Source organism: Streptomyces sp. CNX435 (assembly GCF_059570575.1).
Genome location: NZ_JCANTA010000010.1, coordinates 55,929 through 81,863, shown reverse-complemented (window position 1 = coordinate 81,863; position 25,935 = coordinate 55,929). Strand labels below are relative to the sequence as shown.

The 25,935-nt window shown below is 72.7% G+C and carries 24 protein-coding genes; 8 read left to right on the top strand and 16 right to left on the bottom strand.

Features of this window, described 5'->3' with window-relative positions; translation table 11 throughout:
• Window positions 1-220: 220 nt before the first annotated feature.
• From T328_RS18285 to T328_RS18240, 10 genes are all read right to left on the bottom strand, one after another.
• Window positions 221-502, bottom strand: a complete 282-nt coding sequence (locus T328_RS18285) for a metal-sensitive transcriptional regulator (protein ID WP_496497145.1) — start codon at window positions 500-502, stop codon at window positions 221-223.
• A gap of 190 nt (window positions 503-692) precedes the next feature.
• The gene (locus T328_RS18280) at window positions 693-1,349 is read right to left on the bottom strand and encodes a maleylpyruvate isomerase family mycothiol-dependent enzyme (RefSeq protein ID WP_496497288.1); all 657 of its coding nucleotides are present in this window, start codon (window positions 1,347-1,349) and stop codon (window positions 693-695) included.
• A gap of 147 nt (window positions 1,350-1,496) precedes the next feature.
• Complete coding sequence (locus T328_RS18275) at window positions 1,497-1,736, bottom strand: acyl carrier protein (protein ID WP_496497144.1); 240 nt, start codon at window positions 1,734-1,736, stop codon at window positions 1,497-1,499.
• 8 nt (window positions 1,737-1,744) lie between these two features.
• Window positions 1,745-2,212, bottom strand: coding sequence for a holo-ACP synthase (gene acpS, locus T328_RS18270; protein WP_496497143.1), 468 nt, complete (start codon window positions 2,210-2,212; stop codon window positions 1,745-1,747).
• The gene (locus T328_RS18265; protein WP_496497142.1) at window positions 2,199-3,053 is read right to left on the bottom strand and encodes a class-II aminoacyl-tRNA synthetase family protein; all 855 of its coding nucleotides are present in this window, start codon (window positions 3,051-3,053) and stop codon (window positions 2,199-2,201) included. The genes acpS and T328_RS18265 overlap by 14 nt, the downstream gene beginning before the upstream one ends.
• Before the next feature lie 32 nt (window positions 3,054-3,085).
• Window positions 3,086-3,982, bottom strand: coding sequence for a diiron oxygenase (locus T328_RS18260; protein WP_496497141.1), 897 nt, complete (start codon window positions 3,980-3,982; stop codon window positions 3,086-3,088).
• A gap of 148 nt (window positions 3,983-4,130) precedes the next feature.
• Complete coding sequence (locus T328_RS18255; RefSeq protein ID WP_496497140.1) at window positions 4,131-5,186, bottom strand: methyltransferase domain-containing protein; 1,056 nt, start codon at window positions 5,184-5,186, stop codon at window positions 4,131-4,133.
• Window positions 5,187-5,502: 316 nt separating this feature from the next.
• Window positions 5,503-6,327 carry a class I SAM-dependent methyltransferase gene (locus tag T328_RS18250; protein WP_496497139.1) on the bottom strand — a complete coding sequence of 275 codons (825 nt, stop codon included), beginning with the start codon at window positions 6,325-6,327 and terminating at the stop codon, window positions 5,503-5,505.
• Between the two features lie 49 nt (window positions 6,328-6,376).
• Window positions 6,377-6,865, bottom strand: a complete 489-nt coding sequence (locus tag T328_RS18245) for a MaoC family dehydratase (protein WP_496497287.1) — start codon at window positions 6,863-6,865, stop codon at window positions 6,377-6,379.
• 6 nt (window positions 6,866-6,871) lie between these two features.
• Window positions 6,872-8,095 carry a trans-sulfuration enzyme family protein gene (locus T328_RS18240; protein WP_496497138.1) on the bottom strand — a complete coding sequence of 408 codons (1,224 nt, stop codon included), beginning with the start codon at window positions 8,093-8,095 and terminating at the stop codon, window positions 6,872-6,874.
• 78 nt (window positions 8,096-8,173) lie between these two features.
• Here T328_RS18240 and T328_RS18235 point away from each other — a divergent pair, with 78 nt between their 5' ends.
• The 5 genes from T328_RS18235 to T328_RS18215 all read left to right on the top strand — a co-directional run bounded on the left by T328_RS18235 (window position 8,174) and on the right by T328_RS18215 (window position 15,250).
• On the top strand, window positions 8,174-8,902 hold the full coding sequence (locus T328_RS18235) for a PIG-L deacetylase family protein (protein WP_496497137.1): 729 nt from the start codon (window positions 8,174-8,176) through the stop codon (window positions 8,900-8,902).
• 401 nt (window positions 8,903-9,303) lie between these two features.
• Window positions 9,304-9,477 (top strand): hypothetical protein, encoded by a 174-nt coding sequence (locus tag T328_RS18230; RefSeq protein WP_496497136.1) that lies wholly within the window; start codon window positions 9,304-9,306, stop codon window positions 9,475-9,477.
• Between the two features lie 77 nt (window positions 9,478-9,554).
• Window positions 9,555-10,727, top strand: coding sequence for a cysteine--tRNA ligase (locus T328_RS18225; RefSeq protein WP_496497135.1), 1,173 nt, complete (start codon window positions 9,555-9,557; stop codon window positions 10,725-10,727).
• A gap of 240 nt (window positions 10,728-10,967) precedes the next feature.
• Window positions 10,968-13,919, top strand: a complete 2,952-nt coding sequence (locus T328_RS18220) for an SCO1167/SCO6262 family helicase (RefSeq protein WP_496497134.1) — start codon at window positions 10,968-10,970, stop codon at window positions 13,917-13,919.
• Complete coding sequence (locus tag T328_RS18215; protein ID WP_496497133.1) at window positions 13,916-15,250, top strand: SWIM zinc finger family protein; 1,335 nt, start codon at window positions 13,916-13,918, stop codon at window positions 15,248-15,250. The genes T328_RS18220 and T328_RS18215 overlap by 4 nt, the downstream gene beginning before the upstream one ends.
• Before the next feature lie 44 nt (window positions 15,251-15,294).
• On the opposite strand, the gene T328_RS18210 is transcribed toward T328_RS18215, so the two are convergent.
• Window positions 15,295-15,885 carry a TetR/AcrR family transcriptional regulator gene (locus tag T328_RS18210; RefSeq protein ID WP_496497132.1) on the bottom strand — a complete coding sequence of 197 codons (591 nt, stop codon included), beginning with the start codon at window positions 15,883-15,885 and terminating at the stop codon, window positions 15,295-15,297.
• Window positions 15,886-16,144: 259 nt separating this feature from the next.
• Between T328_RS18210 and T328_RS18205 the strand changes: the two genes are divergently transcribed.
• The 3 genes from T328_RS18205 (at window position 16,145) to T328_RS18195 (ending at window position 18,992) form a co-directional block, all read left to right on the top strand.
• Window positions 16,145-16,666: a nuclear transport factor 2 family protein gene (locus T328_RS18205; RefSeq protein ID WP_496497131.1), complete on the top strand. Its 522-nt coding sequence runs from the start codon at window positions 16,145-16,147 to the stop codon at window positions 16,664-16,666.
• 857 nt (window positions 16,667-17,523) lie between these two features.
• Window positions 17,524-18,366 carry a hypothetical protein gene (locus T328_RS18200; RefSeq protein WP_496497130.1) on the top strand — a complete coding sequence of 281 codons (843 nt, stop codon included), beginning with the start codon at window positions 17,524-17,526 and terminating at the stop codon, window positions 18,364-18,366.
• A 155-nt stretch (window positions 18,367-18,521) separates the two neighbouring features.
• Window positions 18,522-18,992 (top strand): NUDIX domain-containing protein, encoded by a 471-nt coding sequence (locus T328_RS18195; RefSeq protein ID WP_496497129.1) that lies wholly within the window; start codon window positions 18,522-18,524, stop codon window positions 18,990-18,992.
• Between the two features lie 98 nt (window positions 18,993-19,090).
• Here T328_RS18195 and T328_RS18190 read toward each other — a convergent pair whose 3' ends face one another.
• From T328_RS18190 to T328_RS18170, 5 genes are read right to left on the bottom strand one after another with little or no spacing between them, the layout of a single operon-like run.
• Window positions 19,091-20,182 (bottom strand): hypothetical protein, encoded by a 1,092-nt coding sequence (locus tag T328_RS18190; protein ID WP_496497128.1) that lies wholly within the window; start codon window positions 20,180-20,182, stop codon window positions 19,091-19,093.
• Window positions 20,179-22,677 (bottom strand): Hsp70 family protein, encoded by a 2,499-nt coding sequence (locus tag T328_RS18185; protein WP_496497127.1) that lies wholly within the window; start codon window positions 22,675-22,677, stop codon window positions 20,179-20,181. The genes T328_RS18190 and T328_RS18185 overlap by 4 nt, the downstream gene beginning before the upstream one ends.
• Window positions 22,674-23,345 (bottom strand): hypothetical protein, encoded by a 672-nt coding sequence (locus tag T328_RS18180; protein ID WP_496497126.1) that lies wholly within the window; start codon window positions 23,343-23,345, stop codon window positions 22,674-22,676. Before T328_RS18180 ends, T328_RS18185 begins: the two co-directional genes overlap by 4 nt.
• A gap of 29 nt (window positions 23,346-23,374) precedes the next feature.
• A complete protein-coding gene (locus T328_RS18175) occupies window positions 23,375-24,592 on the bottom strand; it encodes a hypothetical protein (RefSeq protein WP_496497125.1) in 1,218 nt (405 codons plus the stop codon).
• Entirely contained in the window at window positions 24,589-25,722 is a 1,134-nt protein-coding gene (locus T328_RS18170; RefSeq protein ID WP_496497124.1) for a serine/threonine-protein kinase, read from the bottom strand. The genes T328_RS18175 and T328_RS18170 overlap by 4 nt, the downstream gene beginning before the upstream one ends.
• Window positions 25,723-25,935: the final 213 nt, after the last annotated feature.

The window sequence follows — 25,935 nt, the reverse complement described above, 5'->3', positions numbered from 1 at the left end:
TCGGCGCGTGGCGCGGGCCGTACGGCCGGCGTGATCGGCTCCGCGCGTGCGATGTCGTGCCCGCCGGCCGCCTTTTCGGTCAAAAACAAAGCGCCATTCATAGACGCTCGGTCAATGCCCGTCTCTCACGGTCATCGATAAACCCGTCCGGAGCGCACCGGCATATGCCGGGCCGCGTATGACGGCGCATTGTCAGGTGGTCGCGAGGGCGACCGCCGGTTCAGGAACGCAGCAGGCGCGCGATCGCGTCGTTGGCTTCCTTCAGCTTGAACCCGGCTTCTTCGCCGCCCCCCGCCACGGCGTCCCGTACGCAGGTCGCCATGTGCTCGTCCAGCATGCGGAGCGCGAAGGACTGCAGCGCGCGCGTAGTGGCCGCGACCTGCGTGAGGACGTCGATGCAGTAGACGTCCTGCTCGACCATCCGCTGCAGGCCGCGGATCTGACCCTCGATCCGGCGCAGTCGTTTGAGGACGTCTTCCCGGTGGTTGCTGTAACTGACCATCTGCTCTCTCGCCTTCCACTCCGCGTACGCCGGGGGAGGAAGGTGGGCCCCGAAAAAGCGCGGCGGCACGGGGGCCGCACCTCGCATCCGTGGCCTCGGACCACGCCAGGAAAGTGTGTTTATGGATGCGCGATGCCACTATACCCCAGGGTGGTATAGAGGGAAGGGGCGGTGAAGGGTGATACGGCGGCTACTTGTAGATGACCAGATCCGCCGGGTCCGCGCCGGCGAGGGCGTACGGACGGTCTCCCACCGGGCGTCCCGTGTACAGCCGCAGGAGGGTTTCGGTGTCCGCGGTCAGACGGGCCTTCTCCCGCTGGTCCGGAAGCCACCTCCCCAGCTCCACCCGGCGGTCCGGCAGGGATGCGGTGAGCAGGGGGGTGTCCCGCTCACGGCTGCAGACGGCGAGCAGGGCCAGTGCCTCGTCGGTGCCGTCGACGGCATAGGCGGGCACGATCCCGAACGCCGCGCGTACGTCGCCGGCGTGCACCCACTCGCCGAGGGCGATGACGTCCAGCCGCCCGTCGGCGGCGGCGATGGCCGGCCCCGCCGTGGTGTAGCCCCTCTCCAGCTCGTCGACGATCTCCGCGATCGAGCGGTTCTGCCGGTCGAGGACGTCCTGCTGGTTGCGTTCGGGGGAGAAATCGTGGACCCGGTCCTCGGCGATGCGGGTGAGTGCCGCGGCGGCGTGCGCGAGGACGTCGCGTACCGTCCAGCCGGGGCAGGCGGTCGGCCGGCCGAACCACGCGTCGGGCGCCCGCCGCAGCAGCGGGATCAGACTGTCCCGCTCAATGAGCAGCAACCGCTGGGGCAGGTGGCGGTCGTGCGGGGGAGTGTCGTCAGGCATGCTCACGGAGGTCTCCGGGGTGGTCGGCGCTGTCGGCGGCGGGGTGTCCGGGAACCGTGGGCCCGCCGCGTACGGGCGGGGGCACCTGGCGGCGGGCCCACGGAGCTGTCCTGTCCGGCCCGGCACTGCCAGGGCCGGACGGCGAGGTCAGCCGGCCGGGGTCAGGAAGCGTTCCCCGATGGTGCCCAGACATCGGAAGTCGTCGACGTCGATGTTGTCCGTGTCGATGGTGCGGCCGCTCACCTCCTCCAGCAGGAACAGGAATTCGACGAAGGACAGCGAGTCGATGAGCCGGTTCTCGATCAGGTCGAGGTCCGCGGGGATGTCCTCATGCTCGGGGTGCCGCTTGAGTATCCAGTCCTTGAGCTGCTGCAGGGCGGTGTCCATGGGGTACCTCACCTTCCGGGGGCGGGATGTGCGACGGTGCTGTCGGGTCGGGGCTCTGCGGTGAAGGCCGCCGCCGCGACGGCGACGGCGTACTCACCGTCGTGGCTGATGCTGATCCGCACGGAGCTGACACCCATCCGGGCGGCCAGCACCCGCCCGGTGCCGCTGAGGTGCAGGCAGGGGCGGCCGCAGGCGGACTTGCGGACCTCCATCCCCAGCCAGGGAAGCGCCGAGTCCGAGAGGGCCAGTGCCTTGAACGCGGCTTCCTTGGCGGCCAGCCGGCCGGCCACCGAAAGCAGGTCCAGGCGGTCTTCCCGGCGGCAGTCCGCCAGCTCGGCGGTGGTGAGCATGCGGCTGAGAACGCGCTCGCCGTGGTCGGCCAGCATCGTGCGCACCCGCTGGACGAGCACGATGTCGACGCCCACGTCGCCCAGGTGCGCGGCGGGTGGCGGGGGTGTGGTCTCAGTGGTCGGCAAGGGCCCGCTCCACCGCCTCGGTCGCCTCGTCCCAGCCGCCGAAGCGGCGGGTCAGCGCGGACAGCCAGCGTTCCAGGCCGAAGGCCACGCAGCTGGTGAATACCGGCTGCCCGGAGCCGGCGAGGGTGATGGAGCAGCGTTCGCCGAAGAAGTTGCGGTGTACGTTGACCGAAGCGATGGCCAGGTCCTCGTACAGGAACTCGTGCTTGACCGGGGCGAGCCCCTGCAGCAGCGCGCGGGAGCCGCCCCGGTCGTAGAAGGGGTCGGTGGCCGCCTCCTTGCGCAGCGGCAGGTCGAGCCGCTCCGCGAACGCCTCGACGTGGGCGCTGAAGTCACCCAGGTGCTCCGCGGCGAACTCCGAGGTGCCGATGGCCACGATCTCGCGCATGTGGAAGCCCAGCATGCGGCGCAAGTCCTGGTAGTGGTCCTCGCGGCGGAAACACCGGCCCAGTACGGTGATGCGCCGTGGCGCGGCGATCTCCTGGCCGGCCAGGTGCAGGTAGACGCCGTAGCAGGCGGCCGACGGCAGCGCCATCCGGGCCGACTCCAGGGTGTCGGGGGCGAATGCCCCGTCGGCCGGAGCGTAGGAGTCCTTGGCGTCGGTGAGCTTCAGCGGCGCGGTGACGACCGCTTGGTGGGGGAAGTTGTCGTAGTAGTCCAGGTCGGCCAGGCAGGCCACCGGCAGCAGCGGTGACGCGATCATGGGAAGGGCCCCGGCTTGCCTGCCCCAGGACTCGAAGCCCCGGTCGAGCAGGTGCAGCAGCGTGGTCGCGGCCGGTTCGAGGGCGGTCACGCCGTTGTTGGTGACGGGGACGGGCTGTCGCGTGGTGAGAGGGGTCATCGTGCCTTCCTTCCGGTTGTCGCTGACGAGGGTCAGACCGTGGGCAGCTCGGCGTCGGCGAAGATGCCGGTCTTCACGAGGAAGGACATGGGCTTGCGAATGATCGTCCGCTCCGCCGTCCGGCGCGCGGGGGCGTCGATGATGCGGTTCCGTACGGCCGTGGGCTGGGCCAGCCCGGCGTCGCGGTAGGCGTACGGGTTGCACAGGGAGCGCAGGCTGAAGACGATGTAGCGCTTGAGGTACGCCTCGATCTCCCGCAGCCGGCCCTCGTCGAGCCGCTCGCGGAACCGGTCGTACAGCAGGCTCACCAGCTCCCGGCCGAAGGCGATGTGCCGCGACTCGTCGTGGTGGTGGATGCGATTGACCTGCCGGATGGTCTCGTGCAGGGAAGTGTCGTTCGCCATCCGCATGTTGAAGTGATCGACGATCTCCTCGAACAGCAGGATGCGGGCGAACACCAGGAAGTTCTCCACCTCCGGGTCGTCGCCCGCGTCCGTCTTCAGCGACGGCGTGGAGTAGAGCTTCCCCCCGTAGCGGCGGCAGAACTCGGCGAAGAACCACATGTGTTCGTTCTCCTCGCCGATGAAGTGGTGGAAGAAGTCCGAGGGCACCTCGAAGCCCGGCATGTGGATGCGCCTGACGACCTCGATGATCAGCTCGCGGATGCCGTGCACGTTGAGGCTGTAGAAGTTCACGCTCTCCCAGCGGGACAGGCGCTTCATTCCGTCCTCGCCGATCTCGTCCGCCACGTCGGTGCTGTGCGCGGAGATCAGCTCCGGGGTCATCCAGTAGGTGTCCTCGGGCAGGCTGTCCGCCCAGTCGAACATCCGGTACGGGTTGTAGTAGTCCTCGACGGACTTGCGGCCTAACCTCCCGAGCAGCTCCACGAAGCGGTCGGGTACGTTCTGGCCGATGGCGGTTGCACTCACGGAACCTCCGGTGGGTGGGGAGTGGCCGTACGAGCCGGAGACGCGGGCACGCGGCGGCTGCGTACGGTGGGTGGAAACGGTGAGGACGGCGCGGCGGCCGGTGGCGGCTGCCGCGTACGCGTTGACGCGCCGGGCCGGGCCCGGCGCGTCAGGGCCGCGCTTGGTAAACCGCGCTGACGGGCGTGGCGTCGGCCCGCCGCCAACGGGAGAAGCCCGCCTGGCGGGCGATCTCTTCCAGCGTCTGCTCGCCGGCGTGGTTGCCCAGGGGACGCGGTCCGTCGTCGGCTGCCGCGGCCGGCAGGCACATCACGGCGGAGAGGGCCATGAACAGGCGCCCGGCGGGATGGGCGTTGTTGTTGACGTCGGGGTCGGCGTTGGGCTCGACGATCATCCAGGTGCCGTCGTCGGCGAGCTGGGAGCGGATGTGCCGGGCCATCGCCTCGGGGTCGCCGACGTCGTGGACGACGTTGAACGAGGTGATCAGATCGTACGGGCCGGCGCCGAAGCCGTCGCCCGCCACGGTGGAGAACCGCACCTGCTTCTCCGGCAGCCGGCGGTCGGCCGCCACCCGGCGGGCCTGCCTGATCGCCTCCTCGGAGTAGTCGAAGCCGTGGAAGCTTGAGCGGGGGAAGGCGTCGGCCATCAGCATGACGGCGTAGCCCACGCCGCAGCCGACGTCCGCCACCCGGGCGCCCGTGTCGAGCCTTTCGGGCACGTCCTTCAGTGCCGGAATCCAGTGCCGCACCAGATTGGCCCGGTATCCCGGCAGGAAGAAGCGGCCGAGGCCGTCGTCGAGCGAGCCGTCGTGCTGGTCCCAGCCGACGCCGCCGCCCTCGCGGTAGGCGGCGGCCAGCCCGTCCTCGGTCGCGTACAGGGCCTTGAGGGCGGAGAAGAAGGGAGCGGCGAAGACGGCGGAGTCGGGGCGGGCCAGGACCGGGACGTGCTCGGCGGGCAGCCAGAACCGCTGTCCCGACGGGTCCGTTTCCACATAACCCCCGCTGACCTGGGCATGCAGCCATTCGCGCGCGTACATCTCCCGGATGCCGGTGCGCTCGGCCAGCTCGGCGGCGGTGACGGGGCGGGAGTCGGCAAGGGCCGCGTATAAGCCGAGCCGTTCGCCGAGGGCCACGGTCAGGGCACGGACAGCGGTTGCCGCGTCACCGATGACGAGTTGGTGGAAGTCGTGCGATGCGCTCGTGGTCACGGTCCTCTTCCCTTTCGGCAGCTGCCTCTCGGATGGACGTCGGGACGGTGTCGTACGCGCCGGGTCATGCGGATGCGCCGAGGGAGGGGGTGCTTGGGGCCGGGGCACGGTGAAGGTCTCGTCAGCCTGTATCCGCAGGAGATGTGTCGGCGCACCTGTGGCGGCTACGCCCGTCATTGTAGCCATACATTACGGGGGTAGGGTATATCCCCGCGCGGCAATTTCCGGAGGTCGGTATTCCGGGACGGGAATTCCGGAATTCACGATTCCGTAATTTGGGGTCCTTCACCCGGCGCCGTGCTCCGCGCCCCGCGGATCACTCGCCGGCGGGCTCGGCGGTGAAGAGGAACGAGCGCGGAACGTTCCGCATCGCGCGGGGCGCGACGGGGTAGGGCCAGCGGCCGAACGAGGCCCCGTCCTCGCCGGGCTGGCGCAACTCCCGTACCCGCCACCCGCACGAGCGCAGGAACTCCTCCGGCTCGTCGCTGCCGAACTGCCACGGCGCCCCGTCCTCGCGCAGCGTGGAGAGGAAGCGGCGGGCCAGGGGGTTGGTGAGCGAGGCGCGGCTCGCCATGTCGCCGGCCAGGACGCTGCCCGGGCCGGACAGCCGGTGCAGAGTGGAGAGCAGGCCCCTGACGGCGTCTTCCGGAAGGAAGAACAGCAGTCCCTCCATGACCCACAGGGTGGGCTCGGCGGGGTCGAAGCCGGCCTCGATCAGCGAGCCGGCCCAGTCCCGGGCCAGGTCGACCCCGACCGGGCGGCGCACGCACCCGGGCTCCCGTGCGTGTTCGGCCAGCAGCCGCCGCTTGGCCGCCAGCAGGGCGGGCCGGTCGAGTTCGTACACCACGGTGCCGTCCGGCCAGGACAGCCGCCAGGCACGGGCGTCCATGCCGGCGGCGACGAAGACGACCTGGCGTGCGGGCTCCTTGGTGATCGTCCTCAGCGCCGCCTCGTCGAGGTACTTGGTGCGTATCGCCAGAAAGGGCATCGTGCCGGCGCCGGCGTACCGCTTGAGGAGGCGGAAGCCGGTGTCACCCGCCAGCGTGCGGGCGTAGGGGTCGGCGAACAGACGGTCGTCGCGGTCGTTTTCCACCGCGCGGGCTGCGGCGGTCCATTGAGCGGTGCAGGAGACGGCTTCCACGGTGCGGTTCCCCTCGTCAGTAGTGATTCCGGTTCTGCTGTGAAGGAAGTCAGGAGGCGGTCGCGGCATCTCGGCGCAGGAAGATGCTGTGCAGGATCATGCTGAAGACCAGGCGGCCGTCGTGGTCGAGGAATTCGCAGCGCGGCTGGACGATGCCCCGGTCGCGGTGACCCAGGGAGGGGCTGGTCGCCTCGACAGTGAGCCTGGCGGTGAGCGTTTCGCCGGGGCGGACGGGCCGGTGGTAGCGGACCTCGTCGACTCCGGGCGAGCCGGCGCAGGCGCTTTTGTTGAGGAGCGCCTCGACGTAACGGCGCATGAACAGCGAGGCCGTGAGCCAGCCGCTGGCCACGAGCCCGCCGAAGGGCGACGCGGCGGCGGCTACGGCGTCGGTGTGGAACGGCTGGGGGTCGTAATTCCTGCCGAACTCGGTGATCTCCTCGGCGGTGACGGTCACCTCGCCGAGGTCGTGGACGTCACCGCGGCTGAAGTCCTCGAAGTAGTGCATGTGCTGCCTTTCCGTGGGTCGGGGGCGGCGGATCGTCAGTCAGGTCCGGGACAGCGCCTGCTGGAAGTCGTGCCACAGGTCGTCGGGGTGCTCCAGGCCGACCGACACCCGGACGGTGCCCTCCCCGATTCCGGCGGCGTGCAGGGCCGCGGTGTCCAGCTCGCGGTGGGAGGTGCTGGCCGGGTGCAGCACCAGCGTCTCGACCCCGCCCAGGGACGGTGCCAGCCCGGCCAGCCGGACGGCTTTGAGGAAGGCGTGCCCGGCCGCGCGGCCGGCGGCCAGGTCGAAGGCGAGCACCCCTCCGGGCTCCGCCAGCAGGCGGCGGGCGAGGTCGTGGTCGGGGTGGCCGGGATGGCCGGGCCAGTGCACGGCGCTGACCGCCGGGTGCCCGGCCAGGTTGCGAGCCAGGTGGGCGGCGTTGTCGCAGTGGCGCTGCATGCGCAGGCCGAGCGTCTGCAGGCCGCGGATGGTGAGCCAGGCCGCGAAGGGGTCCGCGGTGGCGCCGAGTTCGACCGCGTTCTTCCAGCAGGCCCGGTATGCCTTCTCGTCGGCGAAGACTGCGACGCCGCCGGTGACGTCGGAGTGACCGGCGAGGTACTTGGTGCTGGAGTGGACGACCACGTCCGCCCCGTGGTCGATCGGGCGGCACAGCACCGGCGAGGCGAAGGAGTTGTCGACGACGCTGACCAGACCGGCGTCGCGCCCCGCGGTCAGCAGGGCCGGCAGGTCGGCCAGCCGGGTGGTCGGGTTGGCGATCGTCTCCAGGTATAACAGCGCCGTGGTGGGACGGACGGCGGCCCGCACCTCTTCGGCGTCGGTCCCGGACACGTAGGTCACCTCGATGCCGAAGCGGGTGCCCAGCTCGGTCAGCAGGGAGTAGGTGCCCCCGTACAGGCAGCGCTGCGCTATGAGGTGGTCCCCCGCGCTCAGCAGGGACAGCAGCACCGCGCTGATCGCCCCCATGCCGGAAGCCGTCGCCAGGGCGGCCCGTCCGCCCTCCAGGTCGGCGACGGCGTCCTCCAGGGCTCGCACGGTGGGGTTGCCCCGCCGGCTGTAGACGAACGCCCCGTCGGGGCGGCTCATCGCCTCGGCGAAGGCGTCGGGGTCGTCGAACGCGAACGTGGAGCTCTGGTAGAGCGGCACGCTCAGCGGACGGCATCCGCGCAGCGGCGGTGCGGCGATGTGCACGGATCGCGTCTCGGGGTGCAGTTCGTCCTTGTCGCCCTGGTGCTCGTCCCAGGGCTCGATGCGCGTGGGCCTCACGGAGTTGACACCCCCCTTAAATGGTAGAAAACATTATGAAATACGTGTCAATGTCCGGTCAAGATCGAGGGAGGGAATATGAACAACCCGGCCGTGCTCGACGACGCGCGGGTGGAGTGCGCGCTGGTGGCGGTCGCGCACCCGGACGACGTGGACTTTCTGGCGTCGGGCGCGGTCGCGCGCTGGACGTCGGGCGGGATGCGGGTGGTGTACTGCGTCGTGACCGACGGCGATGCCGGCGGGTCCGACCCGGACGTGCGGCGGGCGGAGGTGCCCGAGCTGCGCCGTGCCGAACAGCGCGCGGCGGCCAAGGCCGTGGGTGTGGACGACGTTCGTTTCCTCGGCTACACAGACGGTGCCGTGGAGGTCACTCCCGGCCTGCGCCGCGACCTCAGCCGGGTGCTGCGCGAGGTGCGGCCGCGCCGGGTGGTGATGCACAGCCCGGAGATCAACTGGCCGTCCCTGCCGGACTTCCACCCCGACCACCGCGCGGTGGGGGAGGCGACCCTGCGGGCCGTCTACCCCGACGCCCGCAACCCCTTCGCCCACCCCGAACTGCTTCGCGACGAAGGGCTGGAGCCCTGGGCGGTCGAGGAGATATGGATGGTCGGCGCTCCCCGGCCCGATCACTACGTGGACGTCACCGGGCAGTTCGAGGCGAAGATGCAGGGCCTGCGCGCGCACGTCTCCCAGACTGCGCACGTGGCGGACCTGGAGGAGACGGTGCGCGCCCGCCTGGCCCGGCAGGCGAGTGAGGCGGGTCGGGCCGGCCTGGCCGAGGCGTTCCAGGTGGTGGTCACCCGATGAACACCGACACGGCCGGGTGCGCTCATCCACGGCCCGGCAGGGGGAGCCGGTAGCCGGCCGCCGCGGTCGGGGTCACGGTGGTCTCGCGCATGGGGCGGCTCCTCGTTCGCAGGTCGAAGCGGGGGTGGGGCACACCGCGAGTCCGGCGTCGGTGCGGTGCCCGGGGCTGAGATGCGGAGAGCGACGAGCCTGCCGACTCTGAGCCCCGGCAGCGACGCAAATATACCCCCCCATGGTAACCGTGCAAGGGGTTGCGGGGCATCGCGTCCGTCATGGCACTCTGACCCCGTTTCCTCCCGCGGGGCTCGACTCTGTACACCCCCCTGGGGTATATATCTCCGTGTCCCGGTCTACGGACCGGTGCCGCCGCCCGAGCGTCGTGACCATCCTCGGAGGATCCGATGAACAGCACTCCTGACCTCGTCCGCAGGGCCGCCACCCATCCCGTGGTGCGCCTGGTGGCCGTGGCGTTGCTTCGTGCGGCGGCTTCCCAGCTCGAACAGCCGGGCGGCGCCGCGCCCCCCGCCCGGCGGCGGTCCCGTGCCTGCGCGGGACGCGCCTGCCAGGCGCGCTGAGGCCGGCCGCGTCACCACGAGGTGCACTGCGCCGCCACGTCCTGCGTCACGCTCTTTGTCAGGGAAGAAGGGGTTCAATGCGGCTCTTCGACACGGCTGCCAAGACGTATGTGAACACGGAGTTCGGCGGCGACGTCTCCGTGTACGTCTGCGGCATCACACCGTACGACTCGGCCCATCTCGGCCATGCCTTCACCTTCCTCACCTACGACCTTCTCCAGCGGCGCCTTCGGGACCTGAAGGTCGACGTCCGCATGGTGCGGAACATCACCGACGTCGACGACCCGCTCTACGGCAAGGCGCGTGAACTCGGCATCCACTACCTGGATCTCGCCGAACGTGAGACGGCCGAATTCCAGCGCATGATGCGCGCCGTCAACCTTCTTGATCCCGACGCCGAGCCACGTGCCAGCGAACACATCGACGCGATGGTCAGGTCGGTCAAGGAACTGCGGGACCACGGATACGCATACGAACTGGACGGTGACATCTATTTCGACGTCGCCCGATTCCCCGAGTTCGGCAGGATCGGCGGCTACACCGAGCGCGTCATGACCGAGTTCGCGCGGCTTCGCGGCGGCAACCCGGAACTCGCCGGCAAGCGCACCCCGCTCGACTTCCTGCTCTGGCGGTCGGTCACCGACCGTGCGGACCCGGCAGCATGGGACACCGCGGTCGGCTACGGCAGGCCGGGCTGGCACATCGAGTGCACCGCGATGTCGTTCGCCCACCTCGGGGCGAAGATCGACATTCACGGCGGCGGCACCGACCTCGTCTTTCCGCACCACGAGTGTGAGAACGCCCAGAGCGCGGGGCTCGGCGGCGCACCTGCCGTGCGCCAGTGGATGCACACCGCGCCCCTGCTGCTGGGCGGCGAGAAGATGTCCAAGTCCATCGGCAACCTGGTCTTCGTACGAGACGTCATAGAACTGGCCGAGCCGGCGGCGGTGAGGATCGCCCTGATGACCTACCACTACCGGACCGGAGGCGAATGGGGGGACGACGTGCTGCGGGACGCGGGCCAGTTGCTGGGCAGGATCAGGGTCGCGCTGAAGCAGCCGGACGGGGCAGATCCCCGCCCCTACCTCGCGCGGATCCGCGCGGCGCTGGACGACGATCTCGACGCCCCCGCCACCGTTCGCACGCTCCGGGACCTGACCGCGTCGCTGCTCGTCGGCGGCAGCGACCTGAACGCGGCCGCCGGCCTCGCCGAAGCGCTCGACCTGCTCGGCATCGACGCCACCGCATGAACGCCGGGGCGGCGCAGGGGTAATTGCCCAGGCGCGCCAGCGCGTGTCACAGCGACAGGCCATGCTCCGCGTGTCGGAGCGGACGGGCCGGTGAGCTGACGTAGGGGCAGGCGGCAGTCGTGCACCTGCCCTGGCGTGATCCTTTGGCCGTGGCTTGCCGGGGTGTGACAGTCTGTGATGCGGTGGCCGTGCGGGAGGGAGCGGCTCCGTTCTCTGGGATACGGGAGGGGCATCTGCCGGATGGCGCGAGTGATCAGTGCGCCGGCTGCGTCGGCGCTCGCTCTGGCGACTCCTGAGGCCACCGCCTGGTTGACCGGCCTGCTGAGGGCCGGCTGGGCGGTGGTGTTTCGCCCCGAGGATCCGGCGCGCGGCGGACGGCTGCTGCTGTGGCGTCCCCCGGGCGCCGGGGCGGCGGAGCCGCCGGAAGCGCCGCCCGACGGGGTGGCGGAGGTGCGGGTGGAGCTGGTGCTGCCGCACGGCAGCGGGGCGCGCCGGCGAACCGTCGGCGCGTACGCGGCCGCGCCGGCTCAGGCCGTCGCCGCCCTGCTGCGCCACGACGACGGGGGGCCGGCGGATTACGCCTCCGGGGAGACCTCGGACGGCGGGGCAGCCGTTCACCCCTCCGCCGCCGCCTGGGCCGCCGCCGCCAAGCTCGCGCTGCACATGGTGGCGCGGGGGCGGCTGTATCCGGCGCTGAGCGCCGGTGGTCACGACGTCTGGCAGGCCGGTCCGTACGACGCGCCGGCCCGGGCCGCGGTCGAGGCGCTGGCCGCTGTCTTCCCGCCGCACGCCCACTGCCTGCCCGCGCCCGGCCCCGCCCCGGTGCGCATGGCGGAACCGGCCGCCCTCATCCCGCAGTTCTGCGACGCCGTCGCCGATACGCTGCCGCGCACGCCCGCGGCGGCGCTGGCGCACGGCCCGGTGCCGTACGCCCGGCAGGCGGTACTGGCGGTGCCGGGCCTGGCGGACTGGGCGGCGCAGGTCGAGGCCGCGCTGTCCGCGGCGGTGACGGTGAGCCTGCGGGTGGAACCGCCCGCGGGCCGCCGGAAGGACTTCCGCGCGGTGCTGCAGCTGCACACCGCCGACGACCCGTCGCTGGTGGTCGAGGCGGCCGAGCTGTGGGCCGGTCCGCAGGCCGTCCAGCGGCAGCTGGGTCCCGATGCCGAGGCCCAGGTGCTGCTCGGGCTGCGCCGCGGGGCACGTGGGTGGCCGCCGCTGCAGCGGCTGCTCGACGAGGCCGCCCCTGACGTGCTGCGCCTGTCCGACGACGAGGCGCTGCAACTGCTGGGCGAGGGCGAGGCGACCGACGCCCTGCGCGCCGCCGGCGTCGCCGTGCACTGGCCGCGGGAGCTGGTCAAGGCGCTCACCGCCACCGCCGCGCTCGGTCCTGCGGCGCCCGGCTCTGCCGCGCCCGGGCTGCTGGACGCCGATACGCTCCTGGACTTCCGCTGGCGGCTGTCGCTCGGCGGCGAGCCGCTCACCGAGGCGGAGATGGACGCCCTCGCCGAGTCCCGGCGGCCACTGATCAGGCTGCGTGACCAGTGGGTGGTGGCCGATCCCAAGCTGGTGGCCCGGGCCCGGCGGCGCCGGATGGAGCCGCTCCGCGGGATGGAGGCGCTGACGGCCGCGCTCACCGGCCAGGCGGACGCGGACGGTGAGCGGGTCGCGGTCACGCCGGCCGGGGCGCTGGCGGAGCTGGTGGCCCGGATCCGCGATCCCGAGCGCCGCGAACAGCTCCCGCAGCCGTCCGGGCTGAAGGCGACCCTGCGCGGCTACCAGCGCCGCGGGGTGGACTGGCTGGCCTCCATGTGCGAACTCGGCCTGGGCGGCTGCCTCGCCGACGACATGGGCCTGGGCAAGACCATCACCCTCATCGCCCTCCATCTGCACCGGCAGACCGAACGCGCCACCGCCGGGCCTGCGCTGGTGGCCTGCCCGGCGTCGCTGCTGGGCAACTGGCAGCGGGAGGTGGAGCGCTTCGCGCCGGGAGTCCCGGTGCGCCGCTACCACGGCGGCGAACGCCACCTCGACGCCGTCGCCCGGGACGAGATCGTGCTCGTCACGTACGGGGTGCTGCGCCGCGACCGCGAGGCCCTCGCCGAGGTCGGCTGGGGCCTGGTGGTCGCGGACGAGGCGCAGCATGCGAAGAACCCGCACTCGGCCACCGCCCGGGAGCTGCGCGCCATCCCCGCCGGGGCACGGGTGGCGCTGACCGGCACGCCGGTGGAGAACAACCTCTCCGAGCTGTGGGCGATCCTCGATTGGACCACGCCCGGCCTGCTCGGCTCGCTCACCGCCTTCCGCGACCGCTACGGCCGCACCGTCGAAGCCGGCCAGGGGGAGGAGTCGGCCGAGGCCGCCGAACGGCTGTCCCGGCTGGTACGCCCGTTCCTGCTGCGGCGCAAGAAGACGGACCCGGGCATCGCCCCGGAGCTGCCGCCCAAGACCGAGACGGACAACGTGGCCGCGCTCACCGCCGAGCAGGCCGCGCTGTACGAGGCGGTGGTGCGCGAGACCATGGCCCGGATCGAGCAGTCCGAGGGCATCGCCCGGCGCGGCCTGGTGCTGAAGCTGCTCACCGCGTGCAAGCAGATCTGCAACCATCCCGCCCAGTACCTGCGCCAGTCCGGCCCGCTGCCCGGCCGCTCTGGCAAACTGGAGCTGCTGGAGGAGCTACTGGCGACCATCACCGCCGAAGGCGAGTCCGTGCTGGTCTTCACCCAGTACGTGGCCATGGCCAAGCTCATCGAGAAGCACCTGACCGCACGCGGCGCGCTGGCCGGCAAGCCGCCGCTGCCGCCGCTGCTGCTGCACGGCGGCACACCGGTGGCCCGGCGCGAGGAGATGGTGGAGCGCTTCCAGTCCGGCGCCAGGCCGGTCTTCCTGCTCTCCCTCAAGGCCGCGGGCACCGGGCTGAACCTCACCCGCGCCACCCACGTCATCCACTACGACCGCTGGTGGAACCCGGCGGTGGAGGACCAGGCCACCGACCGCGCCCACCGCATCGGCCAGGACCGCCCCGTCCAGGTCCACCGGCTGGTCACGGAGGGAACCGTGGAGGACAAGGTCGCCCGGCTGCTGGCCGCCAAGCGCAGCCTCGCCGACGCCGTGGTCGGCTCCGGCGAGGCGGCGCTGACCGAACTCGGCGACGCCGAACTCGCCGAACTCGTGGCGCTCGGGAGCACGTCGTGAGCCCCGCCCGCCGCGCCCCGGCCCGCGGCAAGCGCGCGTTCGCCGGCACCTGGTGGGGCCGGGCCTGGGTCGTCGCGCTGGAGGACTCCGCCCTGGACGCCGGCCGGCTCGCCCGCGGCCGCACCTATGCCCGGGCCGGGGCCGTCGGCGAGATCACCGTCACCCCCGGTGCGATCACGGCACCCGTGCAGGGCAGCCGCCCCCGCCCGTACCGCACCGCCGTCCGCGTACCCGTCCTCGACGACGCGGCGTGGGACACCCTGCTCGATGCGATCGCCGCCCGCGCCGCGCACGTCGCGGCGCTCCTGGACGGTGAGATGCCCGAGACCCTCGCCGACGCCGCGGACGCCGCCGACGTGCCCGTGCTGCCCCGTCCGCACGAGTTCGACCCGCACTGCTCCTGCCCCGACTGGGGTTACCCCTGCAAACACGCCGCGGCACTGTGCTACGCCATCACCGCCGCCGTCGACGCCGACCCCTTCACGCTGTTCCACCTGCGCGGGCGCACCAAGGACCGCGTACTGGCCGGACTGCGCAGACGTCGCAGCAGCACCGCGACCGGGGCGGCCGGCGCAGACCGCGAAGCCCCGCCGGCCGGCATCCCCGCGGCGGCTGCCTACGCCCGCTGGGCCCGGGCCACCGCCGAAGCGCCCGCCGAAGTACCCGCCGGAGCACCCGCCGACGTACCCGCCGGAGCACCCGCCGAAGCACCCGCCCTCGCCGCACAGCTCGCCGCGATCGCCCGCCGTGATCCCACCCTCCCCGAGGATCCGCCGCCCCGCAGCGGGCTGACCGCCGACGGCCTGGAAACCCTCGCCGCCGACACGGCCGCCCGCGCCGCACAGCTGCTCACCGGCGACCCGGCGTGCCTGCAGCTGACCCGCAACCAGGACGCCGCCCGCCTCGTCACCACCCACCGCACCCCGGAGTACTTCCAGGCCCTGGCCACCGGCACCGGCCTGCACCCCCTGGCGCTGGCCCGGCTCACCCGCGCCTGGCGCCACGGCGGAGCCGCCGGCCTGATCGTCGCCGAGCAGTCCTGGAGCCCCGCCCGGAACGTCATGGCCCATGCCCGCACCGCCGTCACCGAAGCGCTCGGGGAGATGACCGCCGACGACGGGCCCACACCAGAGCCACGAGCCTGGCGAAACCGCCTGATCATCGACGCCGCGGGCATCCAGCTCCGGCTGAGCGCGGACGACCGCTGGTATCCGTACGTACGCGAGGACGGTGACTGGTGGCCGTGCGCGCCGGCCGCCGCCGATGCCGTCGATGCGCTCAGCGTGGCCTGGGAGGTGGCCGGAGAGCGGCATCGTACGCCTCCGGGATGACGCAACCTGTGGCGGTTGCGGTTGTGAGTTCGAGCGGAGGGATGTCAGGCGGAGCGGGTGACCGCCGCCGAGGCGTGCAAGTAGCCCAGGAGGTCGTCGACGAGCGCGTCGGCGTCGGCGTTCCCCTTGCCGCCGATTGCGAGGTGCCCGCCCACCGTCAGGTCGATGGCTCCGTGGATGACGGCCTGCAGCAGCGACATCATCCGCTCGGTGTCGCCCGGCGGGAGCTGCCCGGCCAGCTGCGCGGCCTCGACGATGGCGAGCAGCGTGTTCCGGCTGGACTCCACGGCGACGACCAGGTCCTCGAACGGGGTGGTCCAGACGCCGAAGACCAGCTGGAAGCGGGCCGGATAGGCCAGCGCCCAGGCGACGTACTCCCGGAGAGCCGCGCGGAGCACCTCACCCTCGGGCAGGTCGTCCGTCCGCAGGGCGGCCAACGCCTCGCCCGTCTTCGTCAGTTCTTCGGCGGCGACGCCGGCGAGCAGGGCCTGCTTGTTGGCGAAGTGCTTGTACGGGGCGTTGTGGGACACGCCGGCGCGGTGGCCGACCTCGCGCAGGGTGACGGACTCTGGCCCGCCCGCGTCGAGGAGGTCGGCCGCCGCGGCAATCAGCAGTTCGCGAGTACGGGGGGGCACATGTGGACTATACCGCGGGGCACGACGGACAGCGGGGGTTGACGTCGTCAACCACGAGTCGCTAGGTTGACGTCGTCAACCTTGTTTACCTGGGGCGTCTCCTCGACCTATGCGCCTCGGGTCGTTGATCAGAAACCTCAGGCTGCCGAACCGGGCAGCCACGTCTGACCAGGACCGTGGCGGACCGTGGCGGCCCGAACGCACCGAGAAACGCTATGGCACGAAACACCACAAAACACCAGCATGCGGAGGAGCTCCAGTGCCCACCCCCCTGAAGATCCTCGCCCTGTCCCTCGCGACCACTGCCGCCGTCACCGGCGGACTCCTGCTCACCGCCGACCAGGGCGAGGCGAGCCCGCCGGAAGGGGAGACCGAGAAGCGGACGCTGGCCTTCCTCAGCGCGGTCGAACGCGAGGACCTGGCGGCGGTCGCCGAGTTCCAGCACGCGGACATCGTGCTGACCCAGCCGATGACGTTCTCCGGCAACCAGGAGCCGGACTTCGTCTTCACCGGCCGCGAAGAGGCACTCGGCTACTTTCGCGGAATGTTCGCCGACATGTCCGCGATCGACTTCGTCGACACCCGGGTCTCGGTGACGAACGGGGGAAAGGTCTCGTTCGTCGAGACCGACGGCGACTTCACCGCCGCCGACGGCCGCCCCTACCCCAACGTGTACGTGTTCCGTCTCGAATGGACACCCGACGGGAAGCTCCTGCGCGCCGACGATTACTACAACCCGGTCACCGTCTGCAAGAACTTCCCCGAGAACCCATCGTGCTAATGCCCTGCATGGCCGGCAACACCGTCGCCGCCCTTCACGCCATCGAAAGATCTCCCGGCGATCAGGATGAGGAAGACCCGCCGGATCGTGTCGGGATGTGGCCGTCGCGGCGCCGGCGAGCCACGGCGGCGCGGCCGTAGTCGTTGGCGCCGGCCACGCGGTCCGGTCCTGCACCCGTAGGGGTAGCCAACTGCTGGCCGGGGAGTGTGCACGAGGGTGGTGTGACTCGTTCGTGTGGTGGTGGGCTTGTGGGCTTGCGGTGGCCCGGGCCGTTCGGGCTACGTTGATCGTGCGATCTGGGACGCCGGGTGCGGTGCCAGCGTGCGGGGCCCCCGCTCCACCGGAGTGATGGTCCCGGGGCTTCCCCGTCGCCCTCTGGCCGTGCCCACATGGCCGGGTCGTGAGGGAACCGGCCTCCCGGGACCGGACCACGGACAGGATCCGTGTCGCTGCCCCGGGGCCGAGTACGCCGGGGACCTGGGGGTACCACCCACGCCCTTAAGGCAGTGGGGGAGCCCAAGACCGTTCGGGGCGTGCGGCCGAGCGGAGTCACTCCCGCTCAGTCCACAGGAACGGTGCGGCCCTGAACCTGCTCGTGCCGGAAGCGCGTGCGGCTGGGCCGGGGGGAGACGTGTCGGAGACAGGGTCGAGAGTGATCCACTTCTCGCTCTCGGCCATGGTCTCGCCGGTCTCGCGCCGGCGGAGCGGTGGGCGCGGAGTTCGACGGCGAAGAGGTCGCCGGTGGCGGTGAGCAGTTCGGTGCCCGCGGCCGGGTTGGTGGTGACCTTCAGCTGGGCGCCTACGGCGGGCAACGCGGCCGGACGATCGCGTACAGCCGTTCGCTAACATCCCTCCGCATGGGGAGACAGGGGTGGCGGCCGGCGGCCGTGACGGCAGTGGCGGCGTTGGCGGCGATCTGCGCTTCCGGCGCCGAACTCCCGGGCGCCGTACCCACGGCGTCGGACCCCGGGTCGCTCCCGGCCGACCGCTACGACTCCACGCCGGAGGACTACCGGCGAAGCCAGCGGGCGACGGCGTTGCTGGTCCGGCAGTGCATGGCGGACCGCGGCCACCCGGACTTCCCGCTCGACCCGCGTTATCCCAGCGACCCCGTCGTCGCCACTGCGGTGAGTACCGACTACGGCGCCGCCGACCTCGATGACGCCCAGCGCTGGGGTTACGGCTGGGACCCGGCGGCATCCCCGACCACCCGGCCGCAGGGCCGCCGCATGACCTCCGCCGAGTACGCGGACCACCCCGCCTGCAGCGCCGAGGCCAACAGCCGGCTGACGCGCGGGATCGACCTCGAACGGGACTGGCTCTACGCGAGCCGGCGGGCGGTCGTGGTCGACAAGGCGGTCAAGCGCGACAAGCGGATTCGCGCGGCCTGGGACGAGTGGTCCGGCTGCATGGCAGACCAGGGATTCACGCGCTACCGCTCACCCGTCGCGGCGTACACGGACGACGCCTGGCGGCGGGGCAGCGACGGCAACACCCGGCACACGCGGCAGGAACGGGCCACCGCCGTCGCCGACGTCACCTGCAAGCGCCGCCACCGTACGGTCGAGATCTGGCACGCAGTGCGGGCTGAGAAACAGACCGCCGACATCGCAGGGCACCGTGACCGCTATGCCGCCGGGCTGGAGGCGCTGCAGACGAACCGGGCCAACATCGCCGAGGCACTGCGGGAGTTCGCCTAGCGGCGGCCCTCGGCGCCCTCCTGGCAACGTCACGCAGGGCGCACCGGCCGCGCCCGCATCCGGGTCGTGGCGGACCGGATCGTCTCGGTCGAGGTGGAACCCGGCCCGGCCCGGTCACCTCGCGTAGCATCCGCGGAGAAGGCGAGGAGCCGCCCATGGCGCGTACCGAGTACTACGACGACCCCGCCGCGCCCGAGCCCAACAGCCTCGTCGCGGCGGCCTCCGCCGTGGTGACCGACGGCGCGGGGCGCATCCTGCTGCAGCGCCGCCGGGACAGCGGCCTGTGGGCGCTGCCCGGTGGCGGCATGGACCTGGGGGACTCGTTGCCGGGCTGTGCGGTGCGGGAGGTGAAGGAGGAGACGGGGCTCGATGTTGAGGTGACGGGGCTGGTCGGTACGTACACCGATCCGCGGCACATCGTCGCGTACAGCGACGGGGAGGTGCGCCGGCAGTTCAACGTGTGCTTCACGGCGCGCGTCGTCGGCGGGACGCTGGCGATCTCGGAGGAGTCGACGGAGCTGCGGTTCGTCGACCCGGTTGACCTCGACGAGCTGCCGATGCACCACACGCAGCGCCTCCGGCTGCGGCACTTCCTCGAACACCGGGCCACGCCGTACCTGGGGTAGCGGCGGTCCCCGCAACCGGCGCCGGCGCTTGCGGGGCCGGTTGCGGGGGCCGCCGTGCACGAACGGCGCGGCGGCTCGGGCCCCCGCCGTGCCCGGCGTCACTCCGGGGTGATCACCACCGTCACCGTGCGGTTCCTCGCGTCCTGCGTGTACGGCGCTTCCCGCTGGTCCGCGCTCGCCGTGGTGAACGCCGTCAGCGGCTTGCCGCTGGCCGTGCTCAGTTCGCGGGCCGCGATCAGCGCGCGCCAGAGCGCGACCACCGAGCCGCCGCGGCGCGGGGCGTCGGGGACCGTGGCGGCGTGGCCGTGGATGGCGATGCGGGCCTTGACCGGTGTGAGGTTCCCGCCCAGGGCCGCAAGGCGGTCGGCGCCCTCTTCGGTCAGCTCTGCGCCTTCGGAGAAGACTCCTTCCGCGAAGGCCACCTCCACCGACGTGCCCTGTACGTGCGGCCGTACGCCCGGGGAGCGGAGTGTCCTCGCCAGGTCCCGGGCTGCTTCTTCGCGGCGTGTTGCCTCTCGGGTGCGGGTCGTTTCCTCGGCTGCCGCCAGTTTCTTTCGTACGCTCTCCTCGATCTGCCGCTCCGTCGCCGCCGCCGTCTCCGTATCCGTACGCGACGGCCGCGACGGCTCGTCTCCGGTCAGCGCCACCGCTCCCGTCGCCACCACCGCCACCGCGCACACCGCCGCCACCACCGCCGTACGGGTCCGGTGGCGGGCCAGCGACGCCCGCGGGCCGTGGCGGCGCAGGCGCGCGATGCGCGCCAGGCCCGCTGCCGCGGCCGGGTCGTCCGGGTGGCGGGCCCGGACGCGGCGCCAGTACACCGCCGCCGCGTCCAGTTCGCCGCGCTGGGCGTGGACGCGGGCGAACAGGTCCAGTACGTCCCGGTGTTCGTCCACCGACCGGGCGTCCCGGGCCTCCGCCGCGCGCAGCAGCCGCAGCGCCTCGTCCAGGTCACCGGCGCGCGCCGCCGTGCGGACGCGCGCGAGCAGCAGGGCCGTGCGCAGCGTGCGCGACGCCGCCGCGCCGGAGGCGCCGGGCTCGACGGCGGGCTCGGCGCCGGACCCGGCGGCGGGCTCCACGGCGGAGTTCCCGCGGGAGTTCCCGCGGGCGTTCCCGCCGGGCGGGGAGCCCGGCAGCGACACGGGGGCCGGTTCGGGGCGGACCCGCACGGGGTCGTCGTGCGTGCTCACTTCACTCCGCCCGTCTTCTTCTCGGCCGCGTCCGCGGCATCCGGCGGCAGCAGCCGGCGCAGCCGCTCGTTCACCCCCACCAGGGCATCCGCGTCGCCCGCGGCCACCGCCAGCCTGCCGTCGCGGATCGCGGCGTCCGCCTGCTGCCGCGGATACATCTGGTCGCGCATCTCGACCAGCGCGTTGAACACCAGATACACCCACTGGTCCGTGCGCCGCAGCAGCTCCACCTGGAATTCCCCGGCCCGCTTCGCCAGCCGCCGCAGGTCCGCCGGCGTCGCGTCCTTGCCGAGCGCGCTCGCGCGGGCCCGCAGGCTCTCCAGCTCCCGCCGGTCGGAGGGGTTGCCGCCGACCTGCTGGATGATGTCCTCGCAGGCGCCGAGCAGATCCCACAGCCGGCGTTCGAGACCGGGGATCTCGATGGCGTCCTCGATGTCGTCGAGCTGGGCCTCCAGGTCGCGGATGCGGCGGTCGCTGGTCACCGCCGCCCCCGTGTCGACGGCCGCGGCGTCCACCTCCCGGCGCAGCTGGGCGAGCGGCTTGTGCTCCGCCAGGTTCTCCAGCTTCGCCCGGGCCTGCTCCGCGTACGCGTCGTCCGCCTGCTCCTGGAGGTTGCGTACGCGCTGTTCAAGACCCTGCAGCCGGTCGACCAGCTCCGGGTGTTCCGGCGCGAGCAGCTCGGCGCGGTTGATCGTCGCCTCGAACTGCTGCTGGACCAGCGGGATGTGGGCGGTCACCAGGGCCTCCCGGCTGCTCGCCTCGATCTCGAACGTCACCTCCACCTCGCTCTCCGCCGGCAGGTCGATACGGACGTCGCGCGGCCGGATCTCCAGCAGCCCCACCCGCGTGTTGCGCTCGGCGCGCCCCCGTTCGCCCTCCAGCAGCGGGATACGGATCACCGCGTCCGGCTCCGAGCGGTGCAGCGCGATGGTGGTGCGGTAGATCTTCGTCACCATGGCCGGCAGGGTCGCGCCCTTGCGGAGCAGCGGGTCGAACGTGCCGTCGGCCCGGCCGATGCCGAGGGTGCCGGTCAGCACGGCCTCGCCGGGGACGACCTTCGCGTGCGTGATCGACAGGGTGTCGCCGGCGAGCCGCTGCCGGGTGCCGGCGGCGTCGGTCAGCTCCACGGTGAAGCGCGACGTGGTGTCGGCGGTGATGGCGACCTCGGTGTAGAAGGTGCCGTCCTGGGTGAGCGCGGTACGCGGTCCGCGGAACGGCGGCTGCCCGTCGGGGTTGGCCAGCACGACGGCGTACTGGGTCCAGTCCACCGTGCTGCCGCTGCGCAGCGTGCCGGACACCGGGATCTCGGTGGTGTCGACGGTCTGGACGGGGTAGTTCAGCTCGATCGCGAACTCCCCCGGCGCCGCGGCCACCGCCTTCCGCGGTCGCCGTACGGTACGGGCGAACGCCGCGGCGCCGCGGGCCACCACAGTGGTGGGGTCCTGGCTGTGGTCCACGGCGATGCCGAGCCCTGTGTCCGGGTCGGCGAGCAGTTCGCGCAGCCCGGGGCTGAGCGTCGAGCCGCCGGCCAGGAGCAGCCGGTCGATGTGGTCGGGGCGCAGCGCGCTGTCGGCCAGCGCGTCCCGGCAGAGCTTGACCGCCCGGGTGTAGAAGGGGAGCGCGAGGTCGTCGAGCGCGCCCCGGGTCAGGGTGTACTCGAAGGGCTCGGCGTCGTCGTCGGCGTTCCAGAGGTCGACGTTGATGTCGAACGTGTCGGCCCGGGACAGCTCGATCTTCGCGTTCTCGGCCTCCCGCTTGAGCAGGGCGAAGTTCTTCCGCCACCGGGGGTTGCCCCGGGTGAAGTCCGGCAGCCCGAGATCCCGCCGGGCCGCGGGCGCCAGCAGGTCGTTGACGAGGGCCCAGTCGATGAGTTTCCCGCCGAGGTACGGGTCGCCCGCGTGCTGGATCAGCTGCAGCTCGCCGTCGCGCTTGCTCATCACGGCGGCGTCGAACGTGCCGCCGCCGAGGTCGAAGACCATCCAGTGGGCGGAGTCCGAGGAGTCCTGCACGCCGTACGCGATGGCCGCGGCGGTCGGCTCCTGCACCAGCGGGCAATGCTCGCTGAGCCCGGCCAGGGCGGCGGCGTCGGACGTGGCGTTGTTCTGGTTGAGGGCGAAGGCCGCGGGCACGGTGATCACCGCGGCCTCCGGCTGGAACCCGAGTTCGTGCGCGGCGTCCTGCCGCAGCGACTTCAGCACTTCGGCGGACAACTGCTCGGGTGTCAGCGCCAGTCCGGCGCGTTCGAACCGGCGCGTGGCCCCCGCCACCCCCATCTCCAGCTTGAACTCGGCGTGCGCGTTGGCCGGGTCGGTCTGCGTGCGGTCCCTGGCGCGCCTGCCCACGTGGACCACGCCGCTCTTGGGGATCCACACCGCCGAGGGGGTGGTGTCCCAGCCGTCGTTGTTCTTCACGACGCGCACGCCGCCGTCCTCGGCCACCGCGATCGCGCTGTTGGTGGTGCCGAGGTCGATGCCGTAGTCGATGGTCTCGCTCACGCCGGGGTCTCCTTGATCGTCTCTGCGCCGGGAGTCTGCGGGGATACGGGCCTGCCGACGATGACCTGGCCCATCTGGATGCGCCGGCCGCGGAAGTAGACCGTCGGCCGCACGGTCTCCAGCACGACCTCGCGGGTCAGCTCCGGCTCGTCCTGGAAGACCAGCACCTCCAGGGAGAGCCCGGAGTCGAACGGCTCGCCGTCGTGCTCCTGGATCTCCAGCCCGTCGTCGGCGAGCGCCTGGCGGCTCGCGCGGACCTGGATACGGACCTGCCGCAGGTCGGCCGCCGACAGCGAGCCGGCGTCCTGGTCGAGCTTGCGCAGCGCCCGCCAGAGGCCGGTGGCCGCGCCCACGAGGGCGCCGGAGCCGGCGCCGGCTGCGGCGGTCCCGGCCGCTTCGGCGGTTGCGGCGGTTGCGGCGGTCTCGGTCGTCCCGGCCGCTTCGGCGGTTGCGGTGCTGTCGGCGGTTTCGGATGTGGCCGCGGCTTCCGCGAGGGCCCGGTCCGCCAGCGCCTCCGCCGCCTCGACCTCCGCCAGCACACCCGCGACCCACGCCGCCTGGGCCGGGTCGAGCGGCGGCGGCGGAACGCGGAACTCGGGCGGCTGGCGCCACTGTCCGAGCGCGGCGCGGACGCGCCCCCTCGTCGAGCGGCGGGCGTGCTGTGCCATCGGAGCCCTTTCTCGGGTGGCGTACGGCTTCATGACGCGAACATCCCGGCGAATACGAGCCCGCCGACGACGATGCCGATCGCCGCGCCGGGTCCCGCGGTCAGCCCCGCGACGACCCCGCCGACGATCGCCAGCAGCGCCAGCACGCACCCCAGGCACTCGCTGGGCTTCATCTGCTGGGCCGCCGCCCCCGACTGCGCGCCGCCGCCCGGGCCGACGCGCTGGTCGTACAGAGCCTTCAGGTTCTCGTGGATCAGGTCCTCGTCGCGCTCCGGGGCGATCTCGTAGGCGGCCTCCATCAGCTCGACCGCCTTCTTCTTCTGGAACCGCGAGTGCCCGCGGTCGGTGTAGATGGCGAGCGTGACGTTGTTCACCGCCACGGCGACCATGTGCGCCAGCTCCTCGTACTGCGACTCCGGGGCGAACGGCTTGAGGGGCGCCAGCTCCTCGAAGTCGGGCAGCACCCGGTCCCCGAGGAGTTGCAGGGCGTCCCAGTGCCGGTCCGCGTGATGCTGCTCGCCGGCCAGCCGCAGCCCCTCGCCGACCCGCTCGACCGCCTCCGTCACGGGCTCCTCGAACGCGTCGCGGAGCAGGGTCGCGAAGGCGGGTTGCGCGACCCAGCCGTCGCAGGCGTCCGCCAGCCGCGGCCGGGCGGACCGGTCGCCGGCGAGTTCGGTGAACGGGGAGAGCAGCAGCCGGGGGACGCCGGGCAGGAAGTCGTCGGGGGAGTGGCCGTCGAGCCGCGGGTCGGCCAGGGCGGTCATGCGGTGGGCGATGTGGCCGCGCAGGTCGGGGGAGCTGATCAGCTTCGCCCAGCAGTCGGCGGCGGCGTCCCAGAGCCGGTCGCGTTCGGCCGCCGATACGTCGGCGCGGCCCGTCTCCGCCTCGATCGCGCTGCTGTGCAGCTGTACGGCCTCGTCGTGCCGCCGGTGCGTCACGGGGCCGCAGCCGCAGCCGAGGTCGGCGTCCCGCCAGTACCACATCAGCTCGTCCACGAGCCGGCTCCGCGGGTCCTGGAACTCCTCGAAGGCCAGGCGGACCTCGTCCTTGCGGTACCCGCCGGGCGCGGGCGCGTCGGCGTCCCCCGGCCAGGTCTCCTCGACCGCCAGCCGGGCGTCGAGGCGCGCTCGCTGCCGCCGTACCGCACGGCCCTGGGCGTCCACGGGCAGTCCGGTGACGGCGAAGATGTTCCTGCGGTACAGCCGCAGCCCCGCCAGGTCCGCGAAGCGGGCCGGGGATTCCTTCACTGCACGACTCCTCTACGCCAGGTCATGAGCCGGGTCAGGTGCCGCTCCCGCAGGCGGGGGTGGCGGCCGAGGGCTTCTTCGAGTTGGTTCGCCGCGTCCGCCAGCCGGCCCGGGACGCGGGAGAGGGCGATGGCGGCGCGGACGAGTTCGTCCGGGGGCGGGGCGGGGGCCGGGGTCGCGTCCGGGGTCGCGTCCGGGGGCGGGGGTGCTGCCGTCCGCGGGGGCGGGCCCGCCGGCGACCGCCCCTCGGGCAGGGCGCGTTCGGCGACCTCGCGCATGGGCGGCCGGGCGTCCGGGTCGACGCGCAGCATGTCCGCGACGAGCCGGTCCAGCTCCGGGCCGACGTCGTCGTTGAAGTCGCCCGGGGGCCGCAGCGTCTCCTCGAAACGCGCCGCGGAGAAGGAGCGGATCGGGTCGCCGGCGCCGTACGGGAAGGTGTTGGTGAGCAGGTAGTAGACGATCGTGCCCAGGGCCCACACGTCGCCGGCGCAGGAGTAGCCGCGCCCGCGGATGAGCACCTCCGGCGGCATGTACGCGACCGTGCCCTGCGCGCTGGCCGCCCGCGTCGCCGGGTCCGTCTCCTTCGCCAGCCCGAAGTCGCTCACCTTCACGCACGGCCCGGACTCGTCGTACGTGAGGAGCACGTTGGCCAGCGACAGGTCGCGGTGCACGACCGGGGGCTGCCGCCCGTGGGCGACGGAGAGGCCGTCGGCCGCCTGCCGCAGCACGGCGGTGACCCGGTCGACGGGGACGACGCCGGCGTGCGACTCGACGAGCCGCTCCAGGCTGCCCCCGGCCACGTACTCCATGGTGAGGTAGCCGCGTACGCCCTCGGCCGTGTCCACCGTGCCGGCGTCGAACACCCGGATGATGCTGGGGTGGCCGAGCGTGGAGAGGATGCGCGCCTCGTCGAGCCTGCTGAAGGTCGCGCCGAGCGAGGCCACGTGCTTGAAGAGCTTGAGCGCCTGCCAGCCGAGGACGTGGTGGCGTACGCGGTACACCTCGGCGAACGCGCCCTCGCCCAGCCTGCGGTCGACCACCAGGCCGCCGTGGACCCGCTGGCCGTGGGCCAGCAGGGGTTCCCCCGCGCCGGCCGCGTCCCCCGCCGTCCGCTGTGCCGCCATCGGCATGCCCGCCCCCTTCCCGGCTGCCCGCTTCCCGCCCTCCCGCCGCGGGGCCCCGGGTGGTCGTACGGCCGGGGTCCGGCGTCCATCGGAATCGGTTGTACCGCGGCGGGCCCGGGACCCCTCCCGCGAACCGCGACGAGGGGCGCGGCGGGCGGCCGGGTCCCGGGATGCAGACGTGGCAGGGGGCTGCCCGCGGGCGGCCCCCTTCGGCATGCG